The sequence below is a fragment of the Actinotalea ferrariae CF5-4 genome (assembly GCF_000603945.1).
GTDB lineage: Bacteria > Actinomycetota > Actinomycetes > Actinomycetales > Cellulomonadaceae > Actinotalea > Actinotalea ferrariae.
Genome location: NZ_AXCW01000223.1, coordinates 1 through 7,094, shown reverse-complemented (window position 1 = coordinate 7,094; position 7,094 = coordinate 1). Strand labels below are relative to the sequence as shown.

9 protein-coding genes are annotated in these 7,094 nt (G+C 74.7%); 8 read left to right on the top strand and 1 reads right to left on the bottom strand.

Translation table 11 applies throughout. The features are described 5' to 3' along the window. The first annotated feature begins 324 nt into the window (after window positions 1-324). The 7 genes from N866_RS14925 (at window position 325) to N866_RS14900 (ending at window position 5,379) form a co-directional block, all read left to right on the top strand. The gene (locus N866_RS14925; protein WP_052023108.1) at window positions 325-1,380 is read left to right on the top strand and encodes a patatin-like phospholipase family protein; all 1,056 of its coding nucleotides are present in this window, start codon (window positions 325-327) and stop codon (window positions 1,378-1,380) included. 141 nt (window positions 1,381-1,521) lie between these two features. After that, window positions 1,522-1,677, top strand: coding sequence for a DUF6131 family protein (locus N866_RS21990; protein ID WP_173406164.1), 156 nt, complete (start codon window positions 1,522-1,524; stop codon window positions 1,675-1,677). A 64-nt stretch (window positions 1,678-1,741) separates the two neighbouring features. Beyond that, window positions 1,742-1,978 carry a hypothetical protein gene (locus tag N866_RS14920; RefSeq protein WP_155855400.1) on the top strand — a complete coding sequence of 79 codons (237 nt, stop codon included), beginning with the start codon at window positions 1,742-1,744 and terminating at the stop codon, window positions 1,976-1,978. Window positions 1,979-2,202: 224 nt separating this feature from the next. After that, window positions 2,203-3,117: a VOC family protein gene (locus tag N866_RS14915; protein WP_034227811.1), complete on the top strand. Its 915-nt coding sequence runs from the start codon at window positions 2,203-2,205 to the stop codon at window positions 3,115-3,117. A 126-nt stretch (window positions 3,118-3,243) separates the two neighbouring features. Further along, window positions 3,244-4,293, top strand: a complete 1,050-nt coding sequence (locus N866_RS14910) for a LacI family DNA-binding transcriptional regulator (protein WP_034227805.1) — start codon at window positions 3,244-3,246, stop codon at window positions 4,291-4,293. A 239-nt stretch (window positions 4,294-4,532) separates the two neighbouring features. Next, entirely contained in the window at window positions 4,533-5,018 is a 486-nt protein-coding gene (locus N866_RS14905; RefSeq protein ID WP_034227803.1) for a hypothetical protein, read from the top strand. Between the two features lie 28 nt (window positions 5,019-5,046). Next, window positions 5,047-5,379 carry a YnfA family protein gene (locus N866_RS14900; RefSeq protein ID WP_216699460.1) on the top strand — a complete coding sequence of 111 codons (333 nt, stop codon included), beginning with the start codon at window positions 5,047-5,049 and terminating at the stop codon, window positions 5,377-5,379. Window positions 5,380-5,704: 325 nt separating this feature from the next. Here the strand turns inward: N866_RS14900 and N866_RS14895 are convergent, their stop codons facing one another. Further along, window positions 5,705-6,733: a pirin family protein gene (locus N866_RS14895; protein ID WP_034227801.1), complete on the bottom strand. Its 1,029-nt coding sequence runs from the start codon at window positions 6,731-6,733 to the stop codon at window positions 5,705-5,707. A 41-nt stretch (window positions 6,734-6,774) separates the two neighbouring features. Here N866_RS14895 and N866_RS14890 point away from each other — a divergent pair, with 41 nt between their 5' ends. Further along, window positions 6,775-7,074, top strand: coding sequence for a GNAT family N-acetyltransferase (locus N866_RS14890; protein ID WP_034227793.1), 300 nt, complete (start codon window positions 6,775-6,777; stop codon window positions 7,072-7,074). Window positions 7,075-7,094: the final 20 nt, after the last annotated feature.

The following is a 7,094-nucleotide window of genomic DNA, read 5'->3' as shown; positions in this document are numbered from 1 at the left end:
ACACCACTATCCGGGACGCGACTGCCTCTCGGTTCCTCTCCGTGTAGGCTCGCAAGCGTCTGACCAGCAGTTCTACCTTCCCGCCAGGGTGCGGAAACGCGACGGAGTCGGATTCCCAAGCTGATAGCGCGGTTTCGATTCCCGTCACCCGCTCCCCGTCTCACTGCAGGTCAGGGCAGGACTGCCCTTCCCTGCCAGCCGCCTCCCCGTCGTCTCGCGGCTGCTCGACGCCTGCCGTGACGTGCCGCAGCGGGGCGCAGGCCCGCTGCGACCGGCGCCGTGTCCGGGCCGGAGCGGTCGGTGTCTCCTGCCACGATGGGGAGCATGGCTGGTCCTCCTCGTGTCGCGCTCGCTCTCGGCAGCGGCGGTGCCCGCGGCTACGCCCACATCGGCGCGATCGAGGAGGTGGCGGGCCGCGGGTACGAGGTCGTGGACATCGCGGGTGCGTCGATGGGCGCGCTGGTCGGCGGGGTCTACGCGGCCGGCGCTCTGGAGCCCTACACCGCGTGGGCGCGCAGCCTGACCCAGCGGGAGGTCCTCCGGCTCCTCGACCCGTCCCTCGGCGCACCCGGCGCGATCCGCGCGGAGAAGATCCTCGCGAAGGTGAGCGAGCTCCTCGACGGCGCCCAGATCGAGGACCTGCCGATCTCCTTCACCGCCGTCGCCACCGACCTGCTCGCCCGCAAGGAGGTGTGGTTCCAGCGGGGGCCGGTGGACGCCGCGATCCGGGCGTCCATCGCGCTGCCGACCGTCATCACGCCGGTGATGATCAACGGCCGCCTGCTCGCCGACGGCGCGCTGATGAACCCGATCCCGGTCTCGGCGACCACCGCCTCGCAGGCCGACGTGACGATCGCCGTCTCCGTCTCGGGCGAGCTGCCCGTGCACAACGGCAAGGTCCCGACCCGGGAGTCGGCCGCGGAGCAGCCCGTCGCCGAGTGGGGCGACCGGCTGCGGCGGACCGCCGCGCGACTCGTCGACACCGACCTGCGGCGCACCGTCGTCCGCTTCCTGGGGACCGCGCGGGCGCGGGCGGTGAGCGCCCGCGGGGGCGGCACCGACGTCGCGGAGGCACTGACCGACCGCATCTTCGAGGAGCTCCCACCCGGGCTGCGGACCCTCGACGTGGTGGAGCTGTCCCTGGACGCGATGCAGAGCGTCGTCGCGAGCTTCCGGCTCGCGGGCTACCCGCCGGACGTGCTGGTCGCCATCCCCAAGAACAGCTGCAACACCCTGGAGTTCCACCGCGCGGCCGAGATGATCGACCTGGGCCGGTCGGCCACCGCCGCCGCACTCGACCAGGCGGTCGCGCAGGGCGTGCTGCCGGCCGTGACGCGGGGCTCCGCCCTGACCCGGACGGGCGGGGCGGAGACGTCCTGAGGGCTCCCCGACCCGGTGGACGGTCGGGTCCGCCACCACCCTGACGGGTGAAGGCCGGCGTCTCGCCGCGCGGACCTGCCCGGATCGCAGGACCATCGGGACAGGAGCCGGTTTCCCGTCTCCCCGACCCTGGAGGTACCCGTGGTCATCCTCGGCATCATCCTTCTCGTGCTCGGCTACGTGCTCGACATCGCGATCCTCGTGACGATCGGGTGGATCGTCCTCATCGTCGGCGTGATCCTCTGGATCCTCGGCGCGATGGGGCGGTCGGTCGGTGGCAGGAAGAACTGGTACTAGTCGCCTGTCGGCCATCGGCCCAAGGGCCCACGGCACCGTGAGCGGTGCTGGCTAGCGTCGGAGCATGCGCACAGGCATGCTCCGACGCCACCCCTGGGCGTTCCTGTCGTCCGCCGCGGTGGTCACGGCAGCGGCCTCCCTCGCCGGCGACCTGTCCGACGACGGTGCGGGCGTCGCGCCCGGTTGGGAGCTCTTCTGGCTCCTCCTCACCGTCGCTGCCGGCCTCGTGTGCGCCGCCGCGATCCTCCTCCTCGTCCGCGAGGACCGCGCTCCGCACGTCCCGCGACGCCGCCGTCCCTGACCGCCGTCACTGGCGCGCCGTCCCTGAGCCGCTCGACCCCCGACGGCCACCCCTCCGAGCCCCGGCGTTGACCGGAGGCGTTTGCTCGCCTACAGTTTGGTTGTCGCTTCAACCAAACTGAGGAGCCTGTCGTGACCGAGACCCCCACCGCGCGCGAGGACCTCCGGACGGTCGACTGTCCGGACGCGACCGGTCCGGACGAGGTCCGCTCGCGCGAGGACCGCCTGACCGACGCCGCCGACGTCGACGCGGTCACCCTGCACGTGGGTGACCTCGACGCCATGGCCGGCTACTACCGCGAGGCGCTCGGCCTCGTCACCCTCGCCGAGGGCCGCGCCGCCCGCCGCGAGGGGCACACCGAGGAGCAGGGCGGCGGCGCCACGGGGCGCGGCGAGGTCGTGCTCGGCCGGCGCGGCCGCCCCGTCGTCGTGCTGCGCCACACGCCCGGGCTGCCCCAGCCCTCGCGTCGGCAGGCCGGGCTCTTCCACACCGCCGTGCTCTTCGACGACCAGCGCGACCTCGCCGCCACCGTCCTGGCCGCCGCGCGGCACCCGCAGTCCCGCTACGTCGGCAGCGCCGACCACCTCGTCTCCGAGGCCTTCTACTTCACCGACCCCGAGGGCAACGGGATCGAGCTCTACCGCGACCGGCCGCGCGAGACCTGGACCCGCGGGCCCGGCCGCCGGGTCGCGATGGACACGCTGTGGCTGGACCCGCAGGAGTACCTGCGCGAGCACGTCGACGAGGCGGCAGTCGCCGGCCTCACCGACGCGGCCGCCAAGGTCGGCCACGTCCACCTGCAGGTCGGGGACCTCGGGACCGCGCGCGACTTCTACGTCGACACGCTCGGCTTCGACGTGGCTGCCGAGATGCCGGGCGCGCTCTTCGTCGCGGTCGACGGCTACCACCACCACCTCGCCATGAACACGTGGAACTCCTCGGGCGCGGGTCCCCGGGCGTCCACCCTCGGCCTCGGCGACCTCACCATCACCGTCCCCACCCGGGAGGACCTCGCCGCCGTGGCCGCGCGCCTGCACCGCCGGGGCGTCCAGGTCGCCGACGACGGCGCCGCGCTGCGCACCACCGACCCGTGGCGCAACAACGTGACGTTGCGGACGCGGGACGACGCCGCGGCCTGAGCCGCCCCGACCGGCCGCGGGAGCGCTCCCCGCGCCGCTAGCATCGGCCCACGGCGCGCCCGACGCGCCGCGGGCCGGTGGTCAGGTCACCGTCCCCGCTCCGCACCCCACCCGCGAGGGGGAACCGTGACGAGGTCCCGCCCGGGCCGAGCGAACCTCGAGAGCGTCGCGGCGGCCGCCGGCGTCTCCCGCGCGACCGTCTCCCGGGTCGTCAACGGCTGGGCGTCCGTGGCGCCGGAGCTGCGGGAGCGCGTGGAGCGGGCGATCGCCGAGCTCGGCTACGTCCCCAACCAGGCCGCGCGGTCGCTCGTCACCCAGCGTGCCGACGCCGTCGCCCTCGTCGTCGCCGAGCCGGACCCCCGGGTCTTCGGCGACCCCTACTTCAGCGGCATCGTGCGCGGCGTGAGCACCGAGCTCCTGAGCGCCGGGGTGCAGGTGGTGCTCCTCATGGCCCAGAGCGACGAGGAGCTCAGCGGCATCGAGCGCTACCTGCGCACCGCCCCCCTGGACGGCGTGCTGCTCGTCTCCGAGCACAGCTCGAACGACCCCATCCCGGCCGCGATGATCGAGGCCGGGATGCCGCTGGTCATCGGCGGTCGCCCGATGCAGCCGGGGCTGGACGTCCCGTCCGTCGACAACGACAACGTGGGCGGGGCCCGGGTCGCGACCGAGCACCTCGTCGCGCGCGGCTGCCGCCGGGTCGGGACGGTCGCGGGCCCGATCGACATGGCGGCCGGCGTGGACCGTCTCGAGGGCGTCCGCCTCGCCCTCGGGGGCGACCTGCCGGCGGACCGGGTCGAGCACGGCGCCTTCACGCAGGCCTCCGGCGAGGAGGCCACGCGCCGGCTGCTGGACCGCGTCCCCGACCTCGACGGGCTGTTCGTGGCCTCGGACCTCATGGCGCTGGGGGCCCTGCGGGCGCTCCGGCTCGCCGGGCGGCGCGTGCCCGACGACGTCGCCGTCGTCGGCTTCGATGACATCCCCCTCGCGAGCGCGACCGAGCCGCCGCTGACGACGGCGCGCCAGCAGACCGTGCTGCAGGGCCGGACCATGGCACGCATGCTCCTGGCGCGGGCCCGGCCGGACCTGCGGCTGCGGGAGGCTCCCGAGGTGCCCGACGTCACGCCGGACCGGGTCGTGCTCCCGGTCGAGCTGGTCGTCCGCGACTCCGCCTGACCGGCCCGCCGATCGGCCGTCCGGGTGAGGCCCGTCCGACGGCGCCGCAGGTCGGGCGCCGTTTCTGAAGCCGCTCCCAGGAACCGTGCTCGGGGTCCTTGCGCCGCGCGCGATAAGCCGTTTACTGTTCAACCAGACGCCCCGCTGCCGCCCCCCCTGAGCAGCGGGGCGTCTTCATGCCCGGGTGGTGGTCGCGACGGGGGCGGGGCACGCTGGGACCTTCCCCGAGGAGGACCGCCGTGCACGTCTCCCTGTCCGTCCCCGAGGCGGTCGCCCTGGCCACCGCCGCGGAGCCCCTGCCGCCCTTCCTCCGCTCGGTCGACACCGACGACGACGCCGTGCGCGTCACCGTCGACCTCGGCCGGATGCCCGAGCTGCCCGGGGCGCTGCGCATGGTGGCCTCCCTGCTCGGTGCGGTGGAGGTGGTCGCCCGCTACACCGGCTACGACGACGGCGTCGCGACGTTCGCCGTGACCTCCCGTGCCCGCGCCCTGCCGGTGCACACCCTGCTCAACGTCCTGACGGACACGGTGACCGCGCAGCTGCGGCGCCGTGGCCTGGGCGAGCTGGTCGAGGTGCGCCGCGGGGACCCGCCGGTGGTGGCGGTCCGGATCCAGGACGCGGTGCGGCAGAGGGCCGACGGCGTCGTCGTCCAGGGTTTCGAGGTGCGGGACGGGCTGGTCCGGGTCGACGTCGCCGTGGGACAGGTCCGCCTGCGGCCGTGAGCCGGCGGGCGCTGTGAGGATGGCGCACATGATGCTCGCGCGCTCCGTCGCCCTGTTCGTCCTGGCCGCCCTGGCGGAGATCGGCGGGGCGTGGCTCGTCTGGCAGGGGATCCGTGAGGAGCGGGGCCTGCTGTGGGTGGGGGCGGGGGTGCTCGCCCTGGGCACCTACGGGCTGCTCGTGACGTTCCAGCCCGACGCGAGCTTCGGTCGCGTGCTCGCCGCGTACGGCGGCGTGTTCGTCGCGGGCTCGCTGGCGTGGGGCGTCGTCGTCGACGGCTTCCGGCCGGACCGCTGGGACCTGACGGGGGCGGCCGTGTGCCTCGCGGGCGTCGCGCTGATCATGTACGCACCGCGCCCCTGAAGGGTCGTCGGGCGGCCTGGACGGGCGGCTTGTACGCCCGCTCCCGCGAGGGGTCAAGGGTGCCAGCACCCAGCCGCCGGGGTGAGGGTTGACGGAGCAGACCTGCAGGTCAGCGCCCTGGGACGAAATCCCCCCCGGGTATTTCGCCAGATTCACCCGAACGGCCCCGCCCGGGCCTTGCGTCGGCCCCCGAGGCCGGTGTTACCGTTCACATGGGCCCGCTGCTCCCCCCCTGCGCAGCGGGTCCACCTTTGTCTCCAGGGCCCGCGAGGGGCCCGGCCGAGCGACCGTCCGACGACGTCGCGCCGGGCCCTCGCGGAGGCCCTCAGCCGCGCGGCTTGAGCCGCTGGTTCGGCATCGGCGGGGCGGGCAGCGGCGGGTGCGGGTGCCCCTCGACGACGCCGAAGCGGACGCCCCCGTCGATGCGCTCCGCGCCGATCTGCGCCTGCCACTGCGCGCGGGCCTGCGTGACCTCGTCGTGGTCCCGGCCGATGAAGTTCCACCACATGACGATCCGCTCGCCGAGCGGCAGACCGCCCAGGAGGAGCACCCGCAGGTCGCCGTCGTCGGATGCGCGGATCGTGAGCGTCCGCGCGCCCGGGGCGACGTAGAGCAGCTCGGACGACGCGGCCCCCACGGACCGCTCCCCGCGGGCGGCCGTGCGGTCGGTGCGCACGGCCGCGGCACCGGTGTCGACGAGCACGCCGTGCTCGTGCCCGGGGTCGACGTCGACCGTCCAGGACGCTCCCGCACGCAGGACGAGCTCCGCCCCGAGCAGCGGGGAGAAGGTCGCGACCGGCGACGACGCCCCGGCCAGCCGGCCCAGGAACACCCGCAGCTCGCCGTCGGGCAGGGCGACGGGGTCGGGCACGTGGTGGTCGAAGGCCGGGTCCGTGCCCCGGGAGCGCTCGGGCAGCACGGTCCACAGCTGCACGCCGTGCAGGACGGTGGTCGCGGCCGTGGAGTCCTCGGAGTGGCTGATGCCGCGGCCCGCGGTCATGAGGTTGAGCTGGCCCGGCCGCACGAACGCGTGCGTGCCGAGGCTGTCGCGGTGCTCGACCTCGCCGGAGAACAGCCAGCTCACCGTCTGCAGGCCGGTGTGCGGGTGGGGCGGGACCCGCATGCCGCCGGTCACGGAGACGTCGTCGGGCCCGTAGTGGTCGATGAAGCACCACGCGCCGATGAACGACCGCCTGCGCTGGGGCAGCGTGCGGCGCACGGTCATGGCCCGCGGGCCGCCCAGGGGCACGTCCCGGGCGGTGAGGACCTCGATGCTGCCCGGGTCCACGGCCGTGCCGGCGGCGGGCCGGTCGTCGCACAGCACCTCGGCGGGTGCGGGCTCGAGGTTCGTCATACGGAAGGCAACACCGCGCCCGGCGTGCCTATTCTCGGTCGATGAGCGACGTCACCGTGAGCCACGACGAGACCGCCTCCCGCTACGAGCTGCGCGACGGCGACGACGTCGTGGGCTTCGCGTCCTACCGGTGGGAGGGCGGCCGGCTGGTCATGGACCACACGGTCGTCGACCCGGAGCACCGCGAGCAGGGGCACGGGACCACGCTCGCCCGGGGTGCCCTGGACGACGTGCGCGAGCGCGGTCTGCGGATCGTGCCGGAGTGCCCGTTCATCCGGTCCTTCGTCGAGGAGAACCCGGAGTACGCGGACCTGGTGGACGAGACGCCGGACGACGTCTGAGCCCTGATCCACCGGTCGTC